17 protein-coding genes are annotated in these 22,063 nt (G+C 73.9%); 10 read left to right on the forward strand and 7 right to left on the reverse strand.

Features of this window, described 5'->3' with window-relative positions:
• Positions 1-91: 91 nt before the first annotated feature.
• Complete coding sequence (locus tag ACZ58X_RS32940; protein WP_470337249.1) at positions 92-691, reverse strand: class I SAM-dependent methyltransferase; 600 nt, start codon at positions 689-691, stop codon at positions 92-94.
• Between the two features lie 29 nt (positions 692-720).
• On the reverse strand, positions 721-1,734 hold the full coding sequence (gene ligD, locus ACZ58X_RS32945) for a non-homologous end-joining DNA ligase (RefSeq protein ID WP_470337250.1): 1,014 nt from the start codon (positions 1,732-1,734) through the stop codon (positions 721-723).
• A gap of 66 nt (positions 1,735-1,800) precedes the next feature.
• On the opposite strand from ligD, the gene ACZ58X_RS32950 reads away from it, so the two are divergent.
• Complete coding sequence (locus ACZ58X_RS32950; protein ID WP_470337251.1) at positions 1,801-2,862, forward strand: ATP-dependent DNA ligase; 1,062 nt, start codon at positions 1,801-1,803, stop codon at positions 2,860-2,862.
• Between the two features lie 73 nt (positions 2,863-2,935).
• On the opposite strand, the gene ACZ58X_RS32955 is transcribed toward ACZ58X_RS32950, so the two are convergent.
• Positions 2,936-4,321, reverse strand: a complete 1,386-nt coding sequence (locus tag ACZ58X_RS32955; protein ID WP_470337252.1) for a serine hydrolase domain-containing protein — start codon at positions 4,319-4,321, stop codon at positions 2,936-2,938.
• A 456-nt stretch (positions 4,322-4,777) separates the two neighbouring features.
• Here ACZ58X_RS32955 and tdh point away from each other — a divergent pair, with 456 nt between their 5' ends.
• The 3 genes from tdh to ACZ58X_RS32970 all read left to right on the forward strand — a co-directional run bounded on the left by tdh (position 4,778) and on the right by ACZ58X_RS32970 (position 9,073).
• Positions 4,778-5,806 (forward strand): L-threonine 3-dehydrogenase, encoded by a 1,029-nt coding sequence (gene tdh, locus ACZ58X_RS32960; RefSeq protein ID WP_470337253.1) that lies wholly within the window; start codon positions 4,778-4,780, stop codon positions 5,804-5,806.
• A gap of 63 nt (positions 5,807-5,869) precedes the next feature.
• The gene (locus ACZ58X_RS32965; protein ID WP_387927602.1) at positions 5,870-7,063 is read left to right on the forward strand and encodes a glycine C-acetyltransferase; all 1,194 of its coding nucleotides are present in this window, start codon (positions 5,870-5,872) and stop codon (positions 7,061-7,063) included.
• Positions 7,064-7,486: 423 nt separating this feature from the next.
• Complete coding sequence (locus ACZ58X_RS32970; RefSeq protein WP_470337254.1) at positions 7,487-9,073, forward strand: CocE/NonD family hydrolase; 1,587 nt, start codon at positions 7,487-7,489, stop codon at positions 9,071-9,073.
• 194 nt (positions 9,074-9,267) lie between these two features.
• Here the strand turns inward: ACZ58X_RS32970 and ACZ58X_RS32975 are convergent, their stop codons facing one another.
• Positions 9,268-10,656 carry a TolB family protein gene (locus tag ACZ58X_RS32975; protein WP_470337255.1) on the reverse strand — a complete coding sequence of 463 codons (1,389 nt, stop codon included), beginning with the start codon at positions 10,654-10,656 and terminating at the stop codon, positions 9,268-9,270.
• A 281-nt stretch (positions 10,657-10,937) separates the two neighbouring features.
• Between ACZ58X_RS32975 and ACZ58X_RS32980 the strand changes: the two genes are divergently transcribed.
• The 3 genes from ACZ58X_RS32980 to ACZ58X_RS32990 all read left to right on the forward strand — a co-directional run bounded on the left by ACZ58X_RS32980 (position 10,938) and on the right by ACZ58X_RS32990 (position 14,067).
• The gene (locus ACZ58X_RS32980) at positions 10,938-11,849 is read left to right on the forward strand and encodes a LysR family transcriptional regulator (RefSeq protein WP_470337256.1); all 912 of its coding nucleotides are present in this window, start codon (positions 10,938-10,940) and stop codon (positions 11,847-11,849) included.
• 272 nt (positions 11,850-12,121) lie between these two features.
• Positions 12,122-13,399 (forward strand): sensor histidine kinase, encoded by a 1,278-nt coding sequence (locus ACZ58X_RS32985; RefSeq protein ID WP_470337322.1) that lies wholly within the window; start codon positions 12,122-12,124, stop codon positions 13,397-13,399.
• Complete coding sequence (locus tag ACZ58X_RS32990; protein WP_470337257.1) at positions 13,387-14,067, forward strand: response regulator transcription factor; 681 nt, start codon at positions 13,387-13,389, stop codon at positions 14,065-14,067. The genes ACZ58X_RS32985 and ACZ58X_RS32990 overlap by 13 nt, the downstream gene beginning before the upstream one ends.
• On the opposite strand, the gene ACZ58X_RS32995 is transcribed toward ACZ58X_RS32990, so the two are convergent.
• Together ACZ58X_RS32995 and ACZ58X_RS33000 are read right to left on the reverse strand one after the other, a co-directional pair.
• Positions 13,967-15,205 carry a glycosyltransferase family 4 protein gene (locus ACZ58X_RS32995; RefSeq protein ID WP_470337258.1) on the reverse strand — a complete coding sequence of 413 codons (1,239 nt, stop codon included), beginning with the start codon at positions 15,203-15,205 and terminating at the stop codon, positions 13,967-13,969. The two genes, ACZ58X_RS32990 and ACZ58X_RS32995, sit on opposite strands and share 101 nt — an antisense overlap.
• A 37-nt stretch (positions 15,206-15,242) precedes the next feature.
• Positions 15,243-15,491: a hypothetical protein gene (locus tag ACZ58X_RS33000; RefSeq protein WP_470337259.1), complete on the reverse strand. Its 249-nt coding sequence runs from the start codon at positions 15,489-15,491 to the stop codon at positions 15,243-15,245.
• 312 nt (positions 15,492-15,803) lie between these two features.
• Between ACZ58X_RS33000 and ACZ58X_RS33005 the strand changes: the two genes are divergently transcribed.
• The 3 genes from ACZ58X_RS33005 to ACZ58X_RS33015 all read left to right on the forward strand — a co-directional run bounded on the left by ACZ58X_RS33005 (position 15,804) and on the right by ACZ58X_RS33015 (position 19,496).
• Complete coding sequence (locus tag ACZ58X_RS33005) at positions 15,804-16,700, forward strand: Gfo/Idh/MocA family protein (protein ID WP_470337323.1); 897 nt, start codon at positions 15,804-15,806, stop codon at positions 16,698-16,700.
• A 251-nt stretch (positions 16,701-16,951) separates the two neighbouring features.
• Positions 16,952-18,829, forward strand: a complete 1,878-nt coding sequence (locus ACZ58X_RS33010; RefSeq protein WP_470337260.1) for an endonuclease/exonuclease/phosphatase family protein — start codon at positions 16,952-16,954, stop codon at positions 18,827-18,829.
• A 76-nt stretch (positions 18,830-18,905) separates the two neighbouring features.
• Positions 18,906-19,496, forward strand: a complete 591-nt coding sequence (locus ACZ58X_RS33015; protein WP_470337261.1) for a GNAT family N-acetyltransferase — start codon at positions 18,906-18,908, stop codon at positions 19,494-19,496.
• 16 nt (positions 19,497-19,512) lie between these two features.
• Here ACZ58X_RS33015 and ACZ58X_RS33020 read toward each other — a convergent pair whose 3' ends face one another.
• Complete coding sequence (locus ACZ58X_RS33020; protein ID WP_470337262.1) at positions 19,513-21,873, reverse strand: ATP-binding cassette domain-containing protein; 2,361 nt, start codon at positions 21,871-21,873, stop codon at positions 19,513-19,515.
• Positions 21,874-22,063: the final 190 nt, after the last annotated feature.

Raw genomic sequence — 22,063 nt, forward strand, 5'->3', positions numbered from 1 at the left:
ATCCTCCGACAACACCAACTCGACCTTTGGCCGACCCGTCCGCGCCACAGCCCCAGTCTATATTTATGAATGAAATTCCAGACTCAGGACACTAGTCGCGCCGCCAGACCAACAGGTAACGCCAGAAGAGCAGTTGCCGGAGCGCGTGCCCCGGCAGCTCCCGGGCGGCGTACGCCCGCACCTCGGCGAGTGTGGTCCGCGGCCGCATCACCGGGGCCGGGACGACCGCGGGCGGGGCGCCGCGTTCGCGCAGGTGGACGGCGAGGCGGCAGAGCGCGTTCACCGGGACGGCGGCCAGGCTGATCAGCCGGTCCCGGACGGTGGCCTCGCGGTAGCAGCCGAGCACCACCAGGACCCCGCCGGGCGCGAGCGCCTCGCGCAGCCGGGCCAGGGTGTCCAGTGGGAGGTGGTGCAGGCTGGCCAGGCAGGAGATGACGTCGTAGTGGCCGGGCGGCAGGTGGAGTTCGGCGAGGTCGCTCTGCCGGTAGTGGATGCCGGCGGGCCCGCCGGCGGCGCGGGCGGACGCCAGGACGGCCTCGTCCCGGTCGACGGCGTCCACCTCCAGGCCGCGGCGGGCGAGCGCCCGGGCGAAGCGGCCGGTGCCGCAGCCGACGTCCAGGGCGCGGCGGGCGCCGGGCGGCACGGTGCGCAGCAGTGACCGGTGGTAGTGGTCGTTGTGGTCGAAGGGCATCCGGTCAGACTAGACGGGCCCCACCCGGGTCAGGCGGGCTTCCTGCGGGCCCGGCTGGGCTGGACCCGGGTCGGCTCGCCGGCGGCCTTGGGGTGGTCGGGCGGGTACGGGAGTTCGCCGAGGCCCTCGTCGTGCAGCTGCTTGTCGTAGAGCTCCAGCAGGCCGTCCAGCCGGTACGCGTGGTCCGCCATCTCCGCGTTGAGGTCGCCGAGTTCGGCGAAGCGGGCGGGGACGGTGCGCAGGTCGAAGTCCTCGGGGGAGGCGTCGTCGAGTTCGTCCCAGCGCAGCGGGGCGGAGGCGGTGGCGCGGGGGCGGGCGCGCAGCGAGTAGGCGGAGGCGATGGTGCGGTCGCGGGCCATCTGGTTGTAGTCGACGAAGATGCGTTCGCCGCGTTCCTCCTTCCACCAGGCGGTGGTGACCTGCCTGGGCATCCGCTGTTCCAGGACCCGGCCGAGGGCGATGACGGCGTGCCGACCGTCGGTGAAGGTCCACTCGGGCACCAGCGGGACGTAGACGTGCAGGCCGCGCCCGCCGGAGGACTTGGGCCAGCCGCGCAGCCCGTGCTCCTCCAGCAGGGCGCGCAGTTCGTGGGCGGCGCGGACGGCGTCGTGGAAGTCGGTGCCGGGCTGCGGGTCGAGGTCGATGCGCAGTTCGTCGACGTGGTCGGTGTCGCCGCGCCGGACCGGCCAGGGGTGGAAGGTGAGGCAGCCCAGGTTGGCGGCCCACAGGACGGCGGCCGGTTCGGTGGGGCAGATCTCGTCGGCGGAGCGGCCGCTGGGGAACTCGATCCGGGCGGTGGGCAGCCAGTCCGGCAGGCCCTTGGGGGCGCGTTTCTGGTAGAAGAACTCGCCGTCGACGCCGTCGGGGAAGCGCTGGAGGGTGGTGGGCCGGTCGCGCAGCCCGTGCAGTACTCCGTCGGCGACGGCCAGGTAGTACTGGGCGACGTCCAGCTTGGTGAAGCCGCGCTCGGGGTAGTACACCTTGTCCGGGTTGGACAGCCGGACGGTGCGCCCGGCGACTTCCAGTTCGACGGCTGTGCCCATGCCTCTCACGCTAAGGGCGCCGCGCCCGGCGCGCGCCCCGGGGCGAACCGCGCCAGGCTGGGACGCATGGACCTGCCCGTGATGCCGCCGGTGGCCCCGATGCTCGCCAAGTCGGTGGCCAGGATCCCGCCGGGGATGCAGTACGAGGCGAAGTGGGACGGCTTCCGCAGCATCGTGTTCCGTGACGGTGCCGAGGTGGAGCTGGGCAGCCGCACCGGCAAGCCGCTGACCAGGTACTTCCCCGAGTTGGTGGAGGCCTTCCGGCGGGAGCTGCCGCCGCGTTGCGTGCTGGACGGCGAGGTGGTGATCGCCCGGGAGGGGCGGCTGCGCTTCGAGGAGCTGCTGGAGCGGATCCATCCGGCGGCGAGCCGGGTGAAGCTGCTCGCGGAGCGGACGCCCGCCTCCTTCGTGGCCTTCGACCTGCTGGCCCTCGGTGGCGAGTCGCTGCTGGACGAGCCGCTGTCGGTGCGCCGCCCGGCCCTGGAGGCGGCGCTCGCGCGGGCCGCCGACCCGGTGTTCACCGCCCCCGCCTCGACCGACCCCGAGCTGGCGCGGACCTGGTTCGCCGAGTACGAGGGCGCCGGGCTGGACGGGGTGGTGGCCAAGCCGCTGGACCAGCCGTACCGGCCGGGCGAGCGGACCATGTACAAGATCAAGCATGAGCGCACCGCCGACTGCGTGGTGGCCGGCTACCGCGAGCACAAGAGCGGCCCGGTGGTCGGCTCGCTGCTGCTGGGCATCCACGACGACCGGGGCCGGCTGCAGCACGTCGGGGTGTGCGCCGCCTTCCCGATGGCGCGCCGCCGCGAACTGGTCGAGGAGCTGGCCCCGCTCAGGATGGACGACCTCGCCCAACACCCCTGGGGCGCCTGGGCGGAGGAGTCCGCGCACGCGGAGGGTCGGCTGCCGGGTGCGGTCAGCCGCTGGACCGGCGGCAAGGACCTGTCCTGGATCGCGCTGCGCCCCGAGCGGGTGGTCGAGGTGGCGTACGACCACATGGAGGGCAGCCGCTTCCGGCACACCGCCCAGTTCCGCCGCTGGCGGCCGGACCGCACGCCGGAGAGCTGCACCTACGCGCAGTTGGAGGAGCCGGTCTCGTACGACCTCGGCAAGGTGCTGGGGCTCTGACGGGCCGTCAGGACAGCAAGGGGCCCGACCCGGTCGCACCGGGTCGGGCCCCTGTCCTGCCCGCGTGCCGCGGTCAGGCCCGCACGGTGGTGGGGGCGTTGCCCGGGAGCGAGGGCGCGCCGCTCCCGGAGCCGGTGGCCGAGGGGGAGCCGGAGGCGCCGCCCGAGGCCGGGGCCGACGGCGAGGCGGTCTCCGTCGGGAGCGCGTAGACGTTGTTCGGCGAGATGATCTTGGTGATCGCGTTGGCGAACAGCGTGGACGGCTCCTGGCCCTGGGAGATCACATCGGTGTTGAGCAGCAGCACCATGGTGGCCTGGGCGTCCGGCATGTACACCGCGACGCTCTCGTAGCCGGGCATCGAGCCGTTGTGCCCGATCCAGCCGTTGTTGTTGAACAGGCCGAAGCCGTAGGTGACGCCGGGGTCGCCGGTGGGCAGGGTCTTCAACCGCTCGGTCTGGCTGGCCGGGCTGATGATCGCGCCGGTGGCCATGGTCTTGGCCCAGCTCTCCAGGTCCGCGAGCTGGGTGATGACGGCACCGGCCGTCCAGGCCCAGGACGGGTTCCAGTTGGTGGCGTCCTGGATGTCCCCGTTGGGCGTCTGGTTGGTGTAGCCGTGGGCGTGCGGGTCGGGGAGCGTCCCGTCGCTGGGGAAGCTCGTCTTGGCCAGCGAGGCGGGCGTGAACACCTGGGCCTGGAGGAAGTCGCCCGCGCTCTGCCCGCCGACCTTCTCGATCAGCTTGCCCAGGATGATGTAGTTGCTGTTGTTGTACTGGAACCGCTGCCCGGGCGGGAACACGGCGGGGTGCTTGTAGCCGTAGGCGAGCAGCTGGTCCGGGGTGAACACGTGGTTCGGGTCGCCGATCAGCGTGTTCACGAAGTCCGGGTCGGAGCTGTACGGGAAGAGGCCGCTGCGCATCTCGCCGAGCTGGCGGACGGTGATCCCGTCGCCGCCGGGGACGCCGTCCACGTACTTGGAGATCGGGTCGTCCAGCGCCACCTTGCCCTGGTCGACCAGGCGCAGCACGGCGGTCGCGGTGAAGGTCTTGCTCTCGCTGCCGATGCGGGTGAACAGCCCGGGGTCCATCGGCGTGTTGGCGGTCTTGTCGGAGACGCCGAAGGACTTCTGGTACGTGCCGCCCGGCGTGATGATCCCGACCGAGATGCCGGGCACCGCGTTCTGCTTGAGCACCGACTGGATCGCGGCGTCCAGCTTGGCGGTGACGGCCGGGGTCAGCTGCACCACCGCGTTCGAGGAGGCGCTCCCCGAGGGGGAGTTCCCCGGGGACGGGCTGAGCGCGGCCGGTTCGGCGGTGACCGCCGGCTCGGCGGCCTGCCGGGCGGACGTCGACTCTCCGGAGCAGGCGGTGGCGGTCAGCAGGCCGGCCAGCGCGAGGGCGGCTCCTGCGGCCAGCCGGGCGGAGCGGGGAGCGGCCGGGCGGGGCCGTCGGGTGTTGGTCATGGAGTGGGGCGCCTCTCTGCGGCGAAGGGCCCCGGAGCGCTGCTCCACGGGGCCGTGGGGGAGCGTCGCCACCGTAAGCACCGCCCTCGAACACCCGCGCGCCGGTGGCGGCCGGGCTGGCCCGAACGGAACCAAGCCCACCCGACTGGCCCGTTCCCGCTGGCGGATCGTTGTCAAGTACCCCGGCAGTACGGCCGGTTGGTGTCGTCATCGGTGCCGCACGCTCGGCCGGACGGGTGAGCACCGGCACGCCGCGCCCGCCCCCGGGCCCAGCTCGGGCACGATCGTTTAGCCCAGCTGTGGCCGCCCTTAAGAATTCCTCGATGGACCGCACCCCCTCCCACCAGGCAGATTTCTGCCTGCCGGAACGTGCCCGTCAGGAGCGGCCGAACCGAGCCACCGGCCTGCCCGACCCTCGAAGGCCGTCCCCGATCAGCACGTCAGGAGCCGTCTCCCGTGAAGGCACTCGTCAAGCAGCACGCCGAGCCCGGCCTCTGGATGATCGACGTCCCGAAGCCCGAGATCGGCCCCGGCGAGGTGCTGATCAAGGTGCTGCGCACCGGCATCTGCGGCACCGACCTGCACATCCGCAAGTGGGACGGCTGGGCGCAGCAGACCATCAAGACCCCGCTGGTGCTCGGCCACGAGTTCGTCGGCGAGGTCGCCGAGCTCGGCGCCGGCGTCGCGGACATCGCGATCGGCGACCTGGTCAGCGGCGAGGGCCACCTGGTCTGCGGCAAGTGCCGCAACTGCCTGGCCGGCCGCCGCCACCTGTGCCGCAACACCGTCGGCCTGGGCGTGAACCGGGACGGCGCCTTCGCCGAGTACGTGGCGCTGCCCGCCTCCAACGTCTGGGTGCACCGGGTGCCGGTCGACCTCGACGTGGCCGCGATCTTCGACCCCTTCGGCAACGCCGTGCACACCGCGCTGTCCTTCCCGCTGGTCGGCGAGGACGTGCTGGTCACCGGCGCCGGCCCGATCGGCATCATGGCGGCCGCCGTCGCCAAGCACGCCGGCGCCCGCAACGTGATGATCACCGACGTCTCCCCGTACCGCCTCGACCTGGCCCGCCAGGTCGGCGTGACGCTGGCGCTCAACGTCGCCGAGCACACCATCGAGGAGGGCCAGCAGAAGCTGGGCCTGCGCGAGGGCTTCGACGTCGGCCTGGAGATGTCCGGCCGCCCCGAGGCGATGCAGTCGATGATCGCCAACATGACCCACGGCGGCAAGATCGCCATGCTGGGCCTGCCGGCCGAGGACTTCCCGGTGGACTGGGCCTCGATCGTCACCTCGATGATCACCATCAAGGGCATCTACGGCCGCGAGATGTTCGAGACCTGGTACGCGATGTCGGTGCTGCTGGAGGGCGGCCTGGACCTCAGCCCGGTGATCACCGGCCGCTACGCCGCCACCGACTTCGAGGCCGCCTTCGACGACGCCGCGAGCGGCAACTGCGGCAAGATCATCCTCGACTGGACCGCCTGAGCCCCGCCCGGGCCCGCCGATCCGCCGCCCCGCCGCCCCGCCGCTACGACTAGGAGTCTGCCCGTGTTCGACAACGTGCGCGCCGACATCGCCACCACCCTCGACGAGATCCGCGAGGCCGGCCTGTTCAAGCCGGAGCGGGTGATCGGCAGCCCGCAGAGCGCCGAGGTCACCGTCACCTCCGGCGGCCGCCCCGGCGAGGTGCTGAACTTCTGCGCCAACAACTACCTCGGCCTGGCCGACCACCCCGAGGTGCTCGCCGCGGCCAAGGACGCCCTGGACCGCTGGGGCTACGGCATGGCCTCGGTCCGCTTCATCTGCGGCACCCAGGACGTGCACAAGGAGCTGGAGGACCGCCTCTCGGCCTTCCTCGGCCAGGAGGACACCATCCTCTACTCCTCGTGCTTCGACGCCAACGGCGGCGTCTTCGAGACCCTGCTGGACGACCGCGACGCCGTCATCTCCGACGCGCTCAACCACGCCAGCATCATCGACGGCATCCGGCTCAGCAAGGCCCGCCGCCACCGCTACGCCAACCGCGACCTGGCCGACCTGGAGCAGCAGCTCAAGGAGACCCAGGACGCCCGCCGCCGCTTGATCGTCACTGACGGCGTCTTCTCGATGGACGGCTACGTCGCCCCGCTGCGCGAGATCTGCGACCTGGCCGACCGCTACGACGCCATGGTCATGGTCGACGACTCGCACGCCGTCGGCTTCGTCGGCGCCGGCGGCCGCGGCACCCCCGAACTGCACGGCGTGATGGACCGGGTGGACATCATCACCGGCACCCTGGGCAAGGCGCTCGGCGGCGCCTCCGGCGGCTACGTCGCCGCCCGCCGGGAGATCGTCGCCCTGCTGCGCCAGCGCTCCCGCCCGTACCTGTTCTCCAACTCGCTGGCCCCGGTGATCGCGGCCGCCTCCTTGAAGGTGCTCGACCTGGTCGAGCAGTCCAACGAGCTGCGCGAGCGGCTGGCGGCCAACACGGCGCTGTTCCGCTCGAAGATGACCGAGGCCGGGTTCGAGATCCTGCCGGGCGACCACCCGATCGCCCCGGTGATGATCGGCGACGCGGCGAAGGCCGGCCGCCTGGCCGAACTCCTGCTGGAGCGCGGCGTGTACGTGATCGGCTTCTCGTACCCGGTGGTCCCGCACGGCGCTGCCCGGATCCGGGTCCAGCTCTCCGCGGCCCACTCCACCGAGGACGTCGAGCGCGCCGTCGCCGCCTTCGTGGACGCCCGCGCCGCGCTGGAGGGCTGACGCCCGCGTGGGTCTGACCCCCCAGGAGGGGATGACCCCCAGGAGGGGGTGACCCCCGCGAGAGAGTGACCCCCAGGAGGGGGTGACCCCGACGAAGGGCCCGCCCCCCACCGGGGGTTGACCCCCACAAGCCGCCCGCGGGGCCGAGCCGCTCGGAACCGGCCCGTCCCCGCGGGCTCACAACCGCCCTGCGGTGGTGGTGAATCGATTCGCCACCGCCGCGCGGCCCGAAGACCAACTGCCCCACCCTCCCGCCTCGGGGGTGGGACACCGGCCCGCACCGGTGTCCCACCCCCGTTCGCGGTTCCGCCCCCAGCTCACGTTACCGGCCAGTAATTTGGCTGATCATCGCCTCCTCCGGGGCCGGGTTCGATCACTAGGCTCGTCGTGATCACATCAAGTGGACCGAGGGAGCAGCGCGTGATGGCACGACCCCACCGAACCGGCGGACACCGGGCGGCGAGCGCCGCCCTCGCCCTGGCGCTCGGGCTCGGGCTCGCAACGGGTGCGGTGGCACAACCCGCCGCCGCCGCACCCGCGTTCGGCTCGGCCGCCGCGTCGGCGCTCGGCGGCTTCCGGCTGGCCGACATCACCGCCCGGGACGGCATCGTGCTCAAGGCCGACGTCTTCACCCCGCCCGCCGGGACCCCGGGGGCCGACGCCCGGGGCCGCTACCCGGTCGTGGTGCAGCCCGCGAGCTGGGGGCAGAACGACCTGGAGTACGTCGCCCAGGGGCACCGGTTCGCCGCCGCCGGGTACGTCGTCGTGACGTACACCGTGCGCGGGTTCTGGGGTTCGGGCGGGGAGGTGGACGTCGCCGGGCCCAAGGACGTCGCCGACATCTCGACGGTGATCGACTGGGCCCTCGCCCACACCCCGGCGGACCCGGACCGGGTCGGCATGATCGGCCTGTCGCTCGGCGGCGGCCTCACCCTCCTCGGTGCCGCGTTCGACCCCCGGATCAAGGCCGTCGCCTCGCTGAGCGGCTGGGCCGACCTGACCGACGCGCTGTACAGCGGGCAGACCCGGCACACCGCCGCCGCCACCAGGCTGGCCCGGATCGAGGGCCTGACCGGCCGCAAGAGCCCGGAGTTCGCGGCCGCCCTGGACGACCTGTTCGGCGACCACGACCTCCCTGACGTGATCGCCTGGGCGAAGCTCCGCTCGCCCGCCGCCTACCTGGACCGGATCAACGCCAACGGCGCCGCCGTCTACCTGGCCAACGGCTGGAGCGACAGCTTCTTCAACCCCGGCCAGATGACCGACTTCTACCGGCGGCTGACCGTCCCCAAGCGCCTCGAACTGCGGCCCGGCGACCACGCCAGCCAGGAGTTCACCGGCCTGCTCGGCTTCTCCAACGCCACCTGGGACGACGCCCGCGGCTGGCTCGACCAGCACCTCAAGGGCGTGGCGGGCGCGGGCCTGCCGCCGGGCGTCGACCTGGAGGTCCGCCCGAGCGGTGCCCACGAGGCGTACCCGGACTGGGACTCGGTCGCCTCCCGCACCGAGCGGCTGGACTTCGCCGGCACGGCCACCGTCCGCGGCGGCCGTCCGTCCGGTGCGAGCGGCGGCACGGTGCTGCTCTCCGGCCTGGTCGACCAGTGGCTGCACCAGCCGCCGACCGTCCTGGTGCCGCTGCTGGACCGCGCGGCCGCCGCAGTCCGGCAGTCGGAGCCGTACGAGCGGGGCCTCGCCGTGCGCGGGGCCGTCCGGGTGCACACCACCGTGACCGGTTCGGCGCCGCAGGGCACCGCCGTCGCGTACCTCTACGACGTGGACGCGCTCGGCGCCGGGCGGCTGATCGCGCACGCCCCGCAGAGCTGGTCCGGGCGGCCGGCGGGGCAGTCCTTCCCGCTGGACGTCACGCTGTTCCCCACCGCGTACGACCTCCCGGCCGGCCACCGGCTCGCGCTGGTGCTCGGCACCGGCGACGGCCTGTACGGCGGCGAGACACCGGCGGGCAGCACGGTGACCTTCGGTCCGGCGGACGTCTCGCTGCCCGTCCGCTGAGGCCGGCGCCACCCCGCCCTCCCGCAGTCGGAGGGCGGGGCGACGGCCGGTCGGACAGGCCCCCCCGGGCGGTCGGTCCGGGGACGAGCCAAGCCGTGGACGGCCCCCGGGGTCAACAGCTGAGATGAATCCCGACGGAAAATACGTCAACAGACGTAATCGGGCGGGCGGCGGGTGCGGGGGCCGGGCGCAGCTCAGAGGCGGCGGCGGAACACGTCCGTGACGGTGTTGGTGTCGCCCGGCACCAGGTTGCCGTCCTCGGCGTCGAACAGCACCGTGCCGCCCTCGGCGTCGACGTACGGGTTCTGCGCGGCGGCGGTGCTCTGGGAGCCGTCCGCGGCGAGGCTGACCCGCTCGACCCGGCCGGTCCACAGGTCCCGGCGGAACACGTCGGAGGACTGGTTGGTGTCGTCGGCGACCAGGTCGTCCGCGGCGGAGTCGAAGTAGACCCAGCGCCCGTCGGCGGTGATCGCCGGGTCGTAGGAGCCGTCGGTGGGCGTGGTGCCGGGCAGCGGGGTGTTGACCAGGGTGACCTTGCCGGTGACCAGGTCGTGGACGTACAGGTCCATCCGGAGGCCGTGGTTGCCCGGGCGGGGGCCGACGCCGTAGGTCGGCATGCCGTACAGCGCGTAGCGGCCGTCGGGGCTGAGCCGGGCGTCCGTCAGGCCGACGCCGCGCTCGGCGCCGGTGGTGTCCACGCCGGCGACGACGGTCCGGCCGGTGGCGGCGGACCAGACGTAGTACGGATAGAAGTGCGGGCCGGCCAGCTCGGCGTCGGCGGCCGCGGGGGCGGCGGGGGTGCCCGGGGCGGGGTCGGTGAGGTTGTAGGCCCGGGAGACGAAGCCGACCGTGCGGCCGTCCGCGCTGATCGTCGGACGGTAGGAGTGGTTGTCCGCGCCGGTGCCGCCCGCGGGGCCGGTGGTGACCAGCCGGGTGGTGTGGGTCCAGCGGTCGGTGACGTAGATGTTGATCTTCCCGCGGTGGATGCCCGTGGTCAGGTCGGTGCGGTTCGAGGCGTAGGCGACGTAGCGGCCGTCCGCGCTCAGCGTGGGGTTGTCCGCGCTGCGGATGGTCTCGTCGTCGTCGGTGGCGAGCAGGCCGCCGGTGATCAGCTCGGTGTGCCCGGTCCAGCGGTCGCGGACGAACACGTCGTTCGCGTGCTTGGCCTGGCCGGGGACGACGTCGGTGGCAGCGGTGCTGAACGCCACGAACCGGCCGTCGGCGCTGATCGAGGCGTCCGTGGTGGGGGCGTTCAGCTGCGAGCCGTCGTCGGCGACGCTGACCCGCTCGATGTGGCCGTTGCGCAGGTCGCGGACGTAGACCTCGCCGGAGTTCGGGGTGCCGGTGGACGGCAGCAGGTCGGTCGCGCTCGACGAGAACAGGGCCGAACGGCCGTCCGCGCTCAGCCCGAGCCCGGTCGAGGCGCCGTTCAGCTGCTCCCCCTTGAAGCCCTCGCTGACCCGGGCGGTGTCGCCCTTCGGTGGCCGGGCCTCGGCGGCGGGCATCACGGCGCCGACCGCGAGGGCGGCCACCAGGACGCAGCCGGCGCGGGCGAGCCGGCGGCGGGAACGAGCGGTGATCATGGACATCCTCCCCTGATGACGAGTACCGGGCCCCGGAGTCCCCGGCCCGGTCCGTCCCCGAGCCAAGCGCCGTGCGGACCGGGCGGTCAACCGGCCGAGACGATCTCGCGCCGAAATACGCCACCAGTGGTACTGCCCCGGAAACGGCCCCGGGAGCGTCCTCCCGAAAGCCCCGGACCGCCCCGCCGACCGGCGCCACGGACGGCCCCCGAACCGCACCCCGGAAGGCCCCGGAACCGGACCCCGGACGGCCCGCTCCGCCGCGCTGGCAGAATTGGCGTGTGATCGACGCACGACGGCTGCGGACCCTCCGGGCCGTGGCGGACCACCGCACCGTGACCGCCGCGGCGGCCGCCCTCTACCTGACCCCCTCCGCGGTCTCCCAGCAGCTGGCCGCCCTGGAACAGGAGACCGGCCACCACCTGCTGGCCCGGGAGGGCCGGGGCGTGCGGCTGACCGCCGCCGGGGAGATCCTGCTCGGCCACGCCGACGCGGTGCTCGCCCAGCTGGAGCGGGCCGAGGCCGACCTCGCCGCGTACAGTGCGGGCGTCGCGGGCGAGGTCACCGTCGCGTCCTTCGCCACCGGCATCTCGCACGTGCTCGCCCCGGCGATCGGCCTGCTGGCCGGCCGCGCCCCCGGGGTGCGGCTCAAGGTGCTCGATGCCGAGGGCGACGCCAGCCTCCCGATGGTGCTGGACGGCCGCGCCGACCTCGCGGTGGCCGTCGAGTACCGGGGCGCCCCGCGCGCCGACGACGCCCGGCTGACCAGGGTCCCGCTGTACGCCGAGCCCTTCGAGGCCGTGCTGCCGCTGGCCCACCCGCTGGCCGCCGAGGCCGGGCCGCTGGCCGTGGCCGCGCTTGCGGACGAGCCGTGGATCGGCCCCTACCCGGGCAACCCCTGCCACGACGTGGTCCTGCTCGCCTGCGAGCACGCCGGCTTCCAGCCGCGCCTGCTGCACTCTTCCGACGACTTCCGCGCCGTCGTCGCCCTGGCCTCGGCGGGCGCGGGCGTTGCCCTGGTGCCGCGCTCCGCGCTCCGCGGGGTGGACCTGGCCCGGGTGGCGGTCCGCCCGGTCGACAGCGACCTCGCCACCCGCCGGGTCTTCGCCGCCGTCCGGGCCGGCGCCGACGGGCACCCGCTGCTCCGCCCGGTCCTCGACTCCCTCGCCGAGGCCGCCGCCGCGGGCGCCTGACGCCCGGGCCGGCCGGCTGTCGGCTGTCGGCCGGCTGTCGGCCGGGGGGCGGAGCGCGGATCAGCGCTGGAGCTCGACCCGGCCCCGCTGCGGGGGGTCGGCGTCCGCGCTGCCCACGGCGGCGAGGCCGAGCACGGCGGTGCCCGGCGCGGCGGCGGCGAACCGCAGCCGCACCCGTCCCGGAAGCCCCCGAACCGCCGTCGGCCCGCCGCCCGGTAGGGTCGGGCCACAGGGTTCGTACGCGTCCGGGGAGGGGGAGGGCCGTGAGCGCCGTGCCGGTCACCGTCTGGGGGGCCGTGCGACGGCGGCCGTTGGGCTTCCTCCGGTCGGCGTGGCCGCTGCGCGTCTGGGCGTTCCTGCTGACCGGCACCCTCCAGGGCGCCGCCGTGCTGGTGCTGCTGGCGGTGCTGCTGTTCGTCGGCGTCGGGCTGTCCGTGCTCGGGATCGGCCTGCTGGTGCTGGCCGGTACGGCCGTGCTCGGGGTGCCGTTCGGCGCGTTGGAGCGGCGGCGGCTGCTGCTGGTCGAGCCGGTGCCGCTGGCCGACCCGCACGGGTCGCTGCCCGGCGCGGGAGCGGCGGTCCGGCTGCGGAGCAGGCTCCGGGAGCGGGCCACCTGGCGCGAACTGGCCTATCTGCTGGTCCAGGCCGTGCTGTTCACGGCGAGCGGTCTCGGCTTCGTCGCGCTGTTCGGGTTCTCGCTGCTGCTGCTGGCGGCGCCGGTGTTCGTGTGGGCGGTCAGTCCGGACACCGTGATGCTGATCCCCGGTCAGCCGATCTCGCAGCCGCTCGCGGCCCTGCCCGGCACCGCCGCCGGGCTGCTCGGGCTGGTGCTCTGCGCCTACGCCGGGGCCCTGCTGGCCGGGGCCCAGGTGTGGACGGCGCAGCTGCTGCTCGCGGCGCGGGACGAGGACCTGAGCGGCCGGGTCACCGAACTCACGCGCTCCCGCGCCCGGTTGGTGGACGCCTTCGAGGCGGAGCGGCGCCGGATCGAGCGTGACCTGCACGACGGCGCCCAGCAGCAGCTGGTGGCGCTGAGCATGACCCTGGGCCTGGCCGAACTGGAGCTGCGCGGCCGGGAGCCGGCCGCCGCCGAACTGGTCACCCGGGCCCGCGGCGAGGCCCGGCGGGCCCTGGAGCAGCTGCGCACCCTGGTGCGCGGGATCCACCCGCAGGTGCTGACCGACCACGGACTGCCCGCGGCCGTCGCCGAGTTGGCTCTGCGCCACCCCGTCCCGGTCACCGTCGACATCGACCTGCCGCACCGGCTGCCCGGCCCGGTGGAGACCGCCGCGTACTTCACCGTCACCGAGGCGCTGACCAACGCCGCCAAGCACAGCGGCGCGGACGAGGTCGACGTCGCGGCGCGCCTGGAGGACGGGAAGCTCGTGCTGCTCGTCACCGACAACGGCCGTGGCGGGGCCGATCCCGCCGCCGGTGCCGGCCTCCAGGGGCTGGCCGACCGGGTGGCCATCCTGAGAGGACGACTCATCGTGACCAGCCCCGTCGGCGGACCGACCCGACTGCGCGTGGAGGTCCCGTGCTCCGCGTAGTGCTCGCCGAGGACGCCGTACTGCTGCGGGCCGGCCTGGTGGAGCTGCTCGACCGGGTCGGGCACCGGGTGGTCGCCGCGGTCGGCGAGGCCGGGGAACTGGCCCGGGCCGTCGACGCCGAACGGCCCGACGTCGTCATCACCGACGTCCGGATGCCGCCGGACTTCCGGGACGAGGGGCTCCGGGCCGCCGTCGAACTGCGCTCCCGGCACCGGGGGCTGCCCGTCCTGGTGCTCTCCCAGTACGTGGCGACGGCCTACGCGGCCAAGCTGTTCGGCGAGGACGCCGCCACCGGGGGCGGCCTCGGCTACCTGCTCAAGGACCGGGTCGGCGAGGTCACCGACTTCATCGACGCGCTGGAGCGGGTGGCGGCCGGGCAGACCGTGCTGGACCCGGAGGTGGTCCGGGTGCTGCTCGGGCAGCGCACCGCCGACGAGCCGTTGAAGCGGCTCACCCCGCGCGAGCGGGAGGTGCTGGGGCTGATGGCGGAGGGGCTCAACAACCAGTCGATCGCCCAGCGGCTGACCGTCACCGAGGCCTCGGTGGTCAAGCACGCCGGCAACATCTTCATGAAGCTGGACCTCGACCCGGTGGAGGGCAACCGGCGGGTGCTGGCGGTGCTGGCGTACCTGCGGGGGCGGCCGGTCGTCCCGCCGGCGGGGCGGTGACGGGGCGCAGCTCCACGCCGGGGGTGAGCAGCCGGGTGAGCCGCTCGGCCGAGGCGTCCCAGGACCACTGGTCGGCCACCCAGCGGCGGCCCCGCCGCCCGAACTCCCGGGCCCGGTCCGGGTCCAGCAGGGCCGCCGCGACGGCGTCGGCCACGGCCGGCACGGACCGGCCGTCCACCACGCTCCCGGTCCGGCCGTCCAGCACGGCGTCGGGCGCGCCGCCGGAGTCGCCGGCCACCACGGGCAGGCCGCCGGCCGCGGCCTCCAGCAGGACGATGCCCAGGCCCTCCGCCTCCAGGCCGGCCCGCCTGGTCCGGCACGGCATGGCGAAGACGTCCGCCGCCGCGTAGTACCGGGCGGTCGCGTCGTGGTCCAGTCCGCCGGCGAACACCACGGCGCCCGGGGCGAGTCGGTCCGCCAGCCCGCGCAGCCGCCGCTCGTCGGGGCCCTGCCCGACCAGCAGCAGGACGGCGTCCGGGACGCTCCGGCGGATCAGCGGCAGCGCCCGGATCAGGGCGTCCTGGCCCTTGCGGGGCACCAGTCGGGACACGCAGAGGACGACCCGGGCGTCGCCGAGGCCGTACTCGGCGCGGACCGCCCGGCGGTGCTCCGCCGAGGGGCGGAACGTCTCCGCGTCCACACCGGGGACGAGCCGGACCAGCCGGGCCCGCGGGCCCAGCGCGGGGGCGATCCGACGGCGGGTGTACTCGCCGAGGTAGGTGACCACGTCCACGTGGTCGCCTATCCGGCGCAGCAGCCGGCGGGCCAGCGGGGCGCGGGCCCACCAGATCTCGTGGCCGTGGGTGGTGGCGACGCTCCGCTCGATCCCGCCGCGGCGCAGCGCGGGCGCCATCGCGGCCAGCGGCGCGGCGGCGCCGAACCAGACCCGGTCGCAGCCGTGGGTGCGGGCGATCTCCACGGCCCGGCGGGTGACCCGGGCGGTGGGCAGCAGGGTGCGGGCCGGGTCGCGGACCACCGGGAAGGGCAGGGCGGCGTCGTACCGGGCGGCGCCCGGTTCGGCGGAGGTGTAGACGACCACGTCGTGGTCCGGCACGCGTACGGCCATCGCGTGCACGAAGGTCTCGATGCCGCCCTGCCGGGGCGGGAAGTCGTTGGTGACGATCAGGGTGGTGCCCATGGGGTGTCGGTGCCTCGTATCCGGGAGGGGTGGACGGTCAGACGGTGAACAGGTGGTGCCGGCGGTCGGCGCCGCGCGGCGGGGCGGGGGCGGGAACCGGGACCGGGCGCGCCGCGCGCGACCCGGGCAGGACGCGGGCCCGGAGCGCCGGCACGGCGGGCAGCGCCAGGTAGCCGAAGCGGCCGGCCGGGGCCGGCAGGAAGGCGGCGCCCAGGCCGAGGGCCGGCCGGTCGGCGGCGGCGCCCCAGGTCCGGTGCGGGCCGAGCGGGGAGACGAGGGGGAACACGGCGGTCCAGTACCACCTGGGCCCGTCGGCTCCCGGAGCCCGGTGGGGCTGGTGAGTGAGCACCCCACCATTGCAGCCGTGGCGGGTGGGTGACGTCATGACGGCCAGGTCGAGGAACGGTGGTCGGGTTTTCCCTACCGTCCGGGCTCTGCCGAGACCGTCCAGGCTGTGCCGAGCCCTCTCCCGGCCGTCCCGGCCCCGGCCGGGATCGTGCCCGAACCGCCGTGCGGCGGACCGCGTAGGGTGGCGGGAACCATGACCGGCCGCACCCCAGGAGCCCCCATGACCTCGACCGTCGTCCCCGCCGGCCCGCTGCCGGTCGGGGTGATCGGCCTCGGCGACATCGCGCAGAAGGCGTACCTGCCGGTGCTCACCGCCCTGCCCGGGCTGGACCTGCGCCTGATGACCCGGGACCGGGCCAAGCTGGACCGGCTGGGGGAGACCCATCGGATCGACGCCGCAAGCCGGTTCACCGACCTGGGCGCGCTGATCGACAGCGGCATCCGGGCCGCCTTCGTGCACGCGGCCACCGACCAGCACGTGCCGATCGTCGAGCGGCTGCTCGGCGCCGGGGTGGACGTGTACGTCGACAAGCCGCTCGACTACACCGTGGACGGCGCCCGCCGGCTGGTCGACCTCGCCGACCGGACCGGCCGCTCGCTGATGGTCGGCTTCAACCGGCGCCACGCCCCCGGCTACGCCCAGGCGTTGGAGCGCCCGCGCGACCTGATCGTGCTGCAGAAGAACCGCGAGGGCCTGCCCGAGGCCGCCCGGACGCTGGTCTTCGACGACTTCGTGCACGTGGTGGACACCCTGCGGTTCCTGGTACCGGGCGAGATCGAGCAGGTCGACGTCCGGGCCCGAAAGGACCGCGAGGGCCTGGTGGAGCACGTGGTGCTGACGCTCGGTGGGGAGGGCTTCACCGCGCTCGGCATCATGAACCGGGTCTCCGGCTCGACCGAGGAGGTGCTGGAGGTCTCCGGCGGCGACTCCAAGCGCGAGGTGCGCAACCTCGCCGAGGTGGTCGACCACCGGGGCCAGCCCACCGTCCGGCGGCGCGGTGACTGGGTGCCGGTGGCCCGTCAGCGCGGGATCGAGCAGTGCGTGCTGGGCTTCCTGGACGCCGTCCGGGCCGGGAAGACCCTGGACGCCCATGACGCGCTGCGCACCCACGAGTTGTGCGAGCTGATCGTGGAACGGATCGGATAAAGCCGGGCAAAGGCGCGGTCAAACTGGGGGAATGCTGGGCGCGGGCTGGAAGGAGCCTGGGAGACAACCGAATCGATGCTTCCGCACGTCACCGGGCCGGAACCGACAGTTCATTGACGAGGTCTTGTCGGGGCATTTTCTACGCGCGTATCTTGAGGGCGCCGCGGGGGAACGGGAGCCGTCCCCCGCTCTCTCCCCACCTTCCTTCTACGCGAGTAGCGTCCGCTGCCCGAGCTAGGAGCCATGCCCCGGTGACCACCGCCCCCGCCCCCCGCCCCCGCAGAGCCGCCCTGTTGCGCGCCGCCGTCGCCCCGGCCGCACTCGCCGTCTCGCTGGTGCTCGTCCCGCTGCCGTCCGCCGTCGCCGCCGGCGCGGCCGCCGCCCCGCCCGCGCCCACCGAGGCCGGTCCGCTGCGGATCCACGACATCCAGGGCACCACCCGGGTCTCCCCGCAGGCCGGCAAGCCGGTCACCGGCGTGCCCGGAATCGTCACCGGCGTGCGCGCGTACGGCAGTTCCAAGGGATTCTGGCTGCAGGACCCGAACCCGGACGCCGACCCGGCCACCAGCGAGGGCATCTTCGTCTTCACCGGCGGAAACCCGACCGTGAAGGTCGGCGACTCGGTGCTGGTCAGCGGCAAGGTCACCGAGTACTACCCGAACTACTCGGGCGGCTCGCAGTCCGTCACCGAGATCACCGGCCCGGCCGTCACGGTGCTCTCCGCCGGCAACCCGCTGCCCGCCCCCGTGGTGGTGGACACCCGCAACATCCCCGGCACCTACGCCCCGCCGGCCGGGCCCGACGGCAGCATCGACGCCGGGCGGCTCGACCCGGAGAAGTACACCCTGGACTTCTACGAGTCGCTGGAGGGCATGCTCGTCCAGGTCAAGGACGTCCGGGTGATACAGGCGACCGACAAGTACAACGAGCTCTGGGTCGCCGCCGACCGGCAGGACCAGCGCAGCAAGCGCGGCGGCGTGCTCTACGAGTCCTACCGCGAGCCCAACGTCGGCCGCCTGATGGTGCAGCAGCAGGCCGCCGTCACCCAGCAGCCCTTCCCGGTGGCCAACGTCGGCGACGAGCTGGCCGGCACCACCACCGGCCCGCTGGACTACAACGCCTTCGGCGGCTACACCCTGGTGGCCGGCACCCTCGGCACCCTCAAGGACAACCACCTCCAGCGCGAGGTCACCCCGCAGGCGGGCGAGCGCGAACTCACCGTCGCCACCTACAACGTGGAGAACCTGGCCGCCACCAACCCGGACGCCAAGTTCGCCGAGCTGGCCCAGGGCATCGTCACCAACCTGCGCTCGCCCGACATCGTCGCCCTGGAGGAGATCCAGGACGACAACGGCGCCAAGAACGACGGCACCGTCGACGCCGGCCGGACCGTCGCCAGGTTCCTCGCCGCGATCAAGGCGGCCGGCGGCCCCGCCTACGACTGGCGCTCGGTCGACCCCCAGGACGGCAAGGACGGCGGCGAACCCGGCGGCAACATCCGCCAGGTCTTCCTGTTCAACCCCCAGCGGGTCTCCTTCACCGACATCCCCGGCGGCAGCGCCACCACCGCCGTCGGCGTCACCGGCACCGGCGCCGCCACCGCGCTCACCGCCTCGCCCGGCCGGATCGCGCCCACCGACGACGCCTGGACCAACAGCCGCAAGCCGCTGGTCGGCCAGTTCGCGTTCCGCGGCCAGAAGGTCTTCGTGATCGCCAACCACTTCAACAGCAAGGGCGGCGACCAGGGCATCGACAGCCGCTTCCAGGCCCCGACCCGCGGCTCCGAGGCGCAGCGGGTCGAGCAGGCCACCGTCGAGCAGTCCTTCGTCGCCGGTCTGCTGGCCGCCGACGGGCAGGCCAGGATCGTCTCGCTCGGCGACTTCAACGACTACCAGTTCTCGCCCGCGCTGGCCGCGCTCACCAAGGGCGGCGTGCTGCGCGACCTGGTGAACGAGCTGCCGGAGACCGAGCAGTACTCGTACGTCTACCAGGGCAACTCCCAGGTGCTCGACCACGTCCTGGTCAGCCCCGAGCTCGGCTACGCCAAGTACGACGTGGTGCACATCAACGCCGAGTTCGCCCAGCAGGCCAGCGACCACGACCCCCAGGTGGTCCGCCTCAAGCCCTGACCTGAGCTGCGGTTATCCTGCCTCCGTCACCGGCGACCGCCGGCGGCGGAGGCGGCGTCGCGTGACGGGGGCGGGCATGGCGGGTACGGCAGACACGGCGGGTACGGCGGAAACGGAAGGCGCGGCGGGTCCGGCGGCCGGGGCCGGGGCCGGGGCCGGCCCGGAGTACCGGATCGAGCGGATCGGACCGGACGACTGGGAGCGGCTGCGCACCATCCGGCTGGCCCAGCTCCTCGACACCCCGCTGGCCTTCGGCGAGACCCACGCGTACGCGCTGCTCCAGGGCGAGGGCAACTGGCGGGCCCGCACGGACTGGCTGAACGAGCCCGGCCGGATCGGCCTGGTCGCCGTGGACGGGACCGACCGGTGGGTCGCCACCATGCTCTCGGTCCCCAGCCGCAAGACCGCGACCGTCGACCTGATCGGCGTCTGGGTCGACCCGGCGCACCGCGGCCGCGAGCGCGGCGTCGCCGACGCCCTGCTGGACGCGGTGATCGCCTGGGCCCGGGAGGGCGGCGCCGAGTGGATGCTGCTCGGCGTCCACGAGGCGAACGACCGCGCCGCCGCCTTCTACCGGCGGCGCGGCTTCACCTACACCGGCGGCGAGACGCCGTACGTGCTGGACGAGCAGGCCCGGATCCTGGAGATGGTCCTCCCGCTCGGGTAGCGGACCACCCGGCGGTTCACTTCACGTACTCCGCGAGGTGCTCGCCGGTCAGCGTCGAGCGGGCCGCCACCAGCTCGGCCGGGGTTCCCTCGAAGACCACCCGGCCGCCGTCGTGCCCGGCGCCCGGCCCGAGGTCGATGATCCAGTCGGCGTGCGCCATCACCGCCAGGTGGTGCTCGATCACGATCACCGACTTGCCGGAGTCCACCAGCCGGTCCAGCAGGCCGAGCAGCTGCTCGACGTCCGCCAGGTGCAGCCCGGTGGTCGGCTCGTCCAGGACGTAGACCCCGCCCTTGTCCGCCATGTGGGTGGCCAGCTTCAACCGCTGCCGCTCCCCGCCGGACAGCGTGGTCAGCGGCTGCCCGAGGCTGAGGTAGCCCAGGCCGACGTCGGCGAGCCGCTCCAGGATCCGGTGCGCGGCCGGCAGCTTCGCCTCGCCGTCGCCGAAGAACTCCTCCGCCTCGGTCACCGACATCGCCAGCACCTCGCTGATGTCCCGGCCGCCCAGCCGGTACTCCAGCACCGCGGCCTGGTAGCGCTTGCCCTCGCAGTCCTCGCAGGTGGTGGCCACCCCGGCCATCATCGCCAGGTCGGTGTAGACCACGCCGGCGCCGTTGCAGGTCGGGCAGGCGCCCTCCGAGTTGGCGCTGAACAGGGCCGGCTTCACGCCGTTCGCCTTGGCGAAGGCCTTGCGGATCGGCTCCAGCAGCCCGGTGTACGTCGCCGGGTTGCTGCGCCGGGAGCCCTTGATCGCCCCCTGGTCGACCGAGACCACGCCCTCGCTCGGCGCGATCGAGCCGTGGATCAGCGAACTCTTCCCCGAGCCCGCTACCCCCGTCACCACAGTCAGCACCCCGAGCGGGACGTCCACGTCCACGTTCCGCAGGTTGTGGCTGTCCGCGCCGCGGATCGCCAGCGAGCCGGTGGGCTTGCGGACCTCCTCCCGCAGCGCCGTCCGGTCCGCCAGGTGCCGGCCGGTGACGGTGCCGCTCCGGCGCAGCCCGGCCACGCTGCCCTCGAAGCACACCGAGCCGCCCGCCGCACCCGCCCCGGGGCCGAGGTCCACCACGTGGTCCGCGATCGCGATGGTCTGCGGCTTGTGCTCCACCACCAGCACCGTGTTGCCCTTGTCCCGCAGCCGCAGCAGCAGGTCGTTCATCCGGCTGATGTCGTGCGGGTGCAGCCCGGTGGTGGGCTCGTCGAAGACGTACGTGGTGTCCGTGAGCGAGGAGCCCAGGTGGCGGATCATCTTCACCCGCTGCGCCTCGCCGCCGGACAGGGTGCCGGAGGGGCGGTCCAGCGAGAGGTAGCCGAGGCCGATCTCCACGAAGGCGTCCAGTGCCTGCCGCAGCGCGTCGAGCAGCGGCGCCACCGAGGGCTCGTCCAGCGCCCGGACCCAGTCCGCGAGGTCGCTGATCTGCATCGCGCAGGCGTCGGCGATGCTGACACCGCCGATCTTCGAGGACCGGGCGGCCTCGCTCAGCCGGGTGCCCCCGCACTCCGGGCAGGCCGTGAAGGTGACGGCCCGCTCCACGAAGGCCCGGATGTGCGGCTGCAGCGCCTCCTTGTCCTTGGACAGCATGGACTTCTGGAGCTTGGGGACCAGGCCCTCGTACGTCAGGTTGACCCCGTTGACCTTGACCTTGGTCGGTTCCCGGTACAGGAAGTCCTGGAGCTCCTTCCCGGTGTACTTGCGGATCGGCTTGTCCGCGTCCAGGAAGCCCGAGTTGGCGTACACCCCGACCGTCCACCAGCTGTCCGGCTTCCAGCCGGGGATCAGGATCGCGCCCTCGGTGAGCGACTTGGTGTCGTCGTACAGCTGGGTGAGGTCGATGTCGGAGACGCTGCCCCGGCCCTCGCAGCGCGGGCACATGCCGCCGGTGATGCTGAAACTGCGCCGCTCCTTGACCGTCCTGCCGCCGCGCTCCACGGTCACCGCGCCGGCGCCGCTGATCGACGGGACGTTGAAGGAGAAGGCCTTGGGGGAGCCGATGTGCGGCGTGCCCAGCCGGCTGAACAGGATCCGCAGCATCGCGTTGGCGTCGGTCGCGGTGCCGACGGTGGAGCGCGGGTCGGCGCCCATCCGCTGCTGGTCGACCAGGATCGCGGTGGTCAGGCCCTCCAGGACGTCCACCTCGGGGCGGGCCAGGGTCGGCATGAAGCCCTGGACGAAGGCGCTGTAGGTCTCGTTGATCAGCCGCTGCGACTCGGCGGCGATGGTGTCGAAGACCAGCGAGCTCTTGCCGGAGCCGGACACCCCGGTGAACACCGTCAGGCGGCGCTTGGGGATGTCGACGCTGACGTCCTTGAGGTTGTTCTCGCGTGCCCCGTGCACGCGGATCAGGTCGTGGCTGTCGGCGGCGTGCGGCTCGGCCATCGTTCTCTTCGCTCCGTGTCTCTGCGGCTTCTCGGTGGCTCTTCGGTGGGCTCTTCGGCGGCTCTTCGGTTGATGCTCCGGGCCCGGGGGGGGGAGGGGGGGGGGGGGGGGGGGGGGGGGGGGGGGGGGGGAGGGTGGGGGGGGGGGGGGGGGGGGGGGGGGGGGGGGGGGGGGGGGGGGGGGGGGGACG

The sequence above is a fragment of the Kitasatospora sp. NPDC040550 genome (assembly GCF_055594965.1).